The following is a 1583-nucleotide window of genomic DNA, read 5'->3' on the forward strand; positions in this document are numbered from 1 at the left end:
ACCCTACGGGCTTGGACCAGCTTTTCCAACCGCTGGCTTGACTTACCCTCCTGCGTCACTCCTTCACTCAAACGGTATTTGGTGGTATCGGATTCTCAACCGATTGTCCATCGCCTACGCCTTGCGGCCTCGGCTTAGGTCCCGACTTACTCTGGGCGGACGAACCTTCCCCAGAAAACCTTAGGTTTTCGGCGGGCAGGATTCTCACCTGCCTTTTCGCTTACTCATACCGGCATTCTCACTTCCTACCACTCCACAGCTCCTCACGGTACTGCTTCAACGCAATAGGAACGCTCCCCTACCATTCTCGAAGTTCGATATTCGAAGTTCGAAATTCGATTATTTCCATGTTTGTATTAGTTTGTTAAGTTGCCTTCCTAGATGATCGTACTCCTCTTTTAATTCCCCATACCGTTCTGGTATATATCCTAGGTCGTTAATCATATCTAGCAAAACTGCAACTTCATTACAAGATCCAAGTGCGTTTATTAAGAACCTTTTAAAATCATCTACATAGTTCTTTCTGCCATATCCTTCGGCTATATTTAGCGGTATCGATACGGCCGCACGTCTTATTTGGCTCCCTATCTCATACAACTCATGCTGTGGAAAACTCTTTGTTGATTTGTGTATTTCAAGAGCCAGCTTATATCCCCTCTTGTACACTTCAAGATCATGATAATCTCTTATCATACGAGTTCCCCTTTCGAACATCGAATCTCGAACATCGAACCTCGAGAATCCAAAGCTTCGGTGCCAGGCTTAGCCCCGTTTCATTTTCGGCGCAGGGCCACTTGACCAGTGAGCTATTACGCACTCTTTAAATGGTGGCTGCTTCTAAGCCAACATCCTGGTTGTCTGTGCAACCCCACATCCTTTTCCACTTAGCCTGTCTTTGGGACCTTAGCTGTTGGTCTGGGCTGTTTCCCTTTTGACTACGAATCTTAGCACCCGCAGTCTGACTCCCGGTTATAATTATGCGGCATTCGGAGTTTGATTGGGTTCGGTAACCCGTGAAGGCCCCTAGCCCATTCAGTGCTCTACCTCCGCTAATCTTATACCGAGGCTAGCCCTAAAGCTATTTCGGGGAGAACCAGCTATCTCCTGGTTCGATTGGCATTTCACCCCTACCCACACCTCATCCGCCTCCTTTTCAACGAAGGTCGGTTCGAGCCTCCACTTTATTTTACTAAAGCTTCACTCTGGACATGGGTAGATCACCAGGTTTCGGGTCTACTCCAACGTACATTGCGCCCTATTAAGACTTGCTTTCGCTTCGGCTCCGGCTTTCCTGCCTTAACCTGCACGTTAGATGTAACTCGCCGGTCCGTTCTACAAAAAGTACGCCGTCAGGCTTTTAACGCCCTTCGACAGCTTGTAGGCACACGGTTTCAGGTTCTTTTTCACTCCCCTCCCGGGGTGCTTTTCACCTTTCCCTCACGGTACTTGTTCACTATCGGTCGCTAAGAGTATTTAGCCTTGGGGGGTGGTCCCCCCTGATTCCCACGGGGTTTCTCGTGTCCCGCAGTACTTGGGATTCCTTCTGCAATCTTCGTCCTTTCGTCTACAGGTGTTTTACCTTC

Annotated in this window: 1 rRNA gene; it reads right to left on the minus strand. The window is 48.6% G+C overall.

Annotated elements, in window-relative coordinates:
• Positions 1-1583, minus strand: a 23S ribosomal RNA gene (locus tag P6N53_RS18420); the annotation flags it as partial.

Origin of the sequence: Desulforamulus aquiferis (assembly GCF_030577015.1) — a bacterium.
GTDB classification, from domain to species: domain Bacteria; phylum Bacillota; class Desulfotomaculia; order Desulfotomaculales; family Desulfotomaculaceae; genus Desulfotomaculum; species Desulfotomaculum aquiferis.